This is a genomic window from Vibrio sp. R-1 (genome assembly GCF_035615595.1).
Lineage (GTDB): Bacteria > Pseudomonadota > Gammaproteobacteria > Enterobacterales > Vibrionaceae > Vibrio > Vibrio cholerae.
Window position 1 is genome coordinate 1 of the sequence record NZ_WPDC01000314.1, and the last position, 464, is coordinate 464.

The 464-nt window shown below is 40.7% G+C and carries 1 protein-coding gene; it reads left to right on the top strand.

Annotation, left to right across the window (positions count from 1 at the left end; genetic code table 11):
- Positions 1-2: 2 nt before the first annotated feature.
- A complete protein-coding gene (locus GOU96_RS18290) occupies positions 3-452 on the top strand; it encodes an OsmC family protein (protein ID WP_324702125.1) in 450 nt (149 codons plus the stop codon).
- The last annotated feature ends 12 nt before the right edge of the window (positions 453-464 follow it).

The following is a 464-nucleotide window of genomic DNA, read 5'->3' on the forward strand; positions in this document are numbered from 1 at the left end:
CAATCGTGACTTGGAAACGTAAAGATTCCGAAGCTTTCACTGATAATCAGTACAGTCGTGCTCACACTTGGGAGTTCGATGGTGGTTCAAAGATATTAGCTTCAGCATCACCTCATGTTGTACCAGTTCCTCTGTCTGTTGAAGCCAATGTAGATCCGGAAGAGGCTTTTGTTGCGGCATTATCAAGCTGTCATATGTTGGTTTTTTTATCTATTGCAGCAAAGCAAAGATACCTTGTTGAAAGTTATACAGACAATGCAGTTTGTATTTTAGGGAAGAACAGCAAAGGTAAAACCTCAGTAACAAAGGTTGTGCTACGACCTCAAGTGGTCTTTTCAGGCACTTCCAAGCCAATGTTACAGCAGCTCGAAAAGATGCATCATTTGGCTCATGAGAATTGTTTTATTGCTAATTCGGTTGAAACGGAAGTAGTGACTGAAATTATTGCCTAACAAACGCCTCAA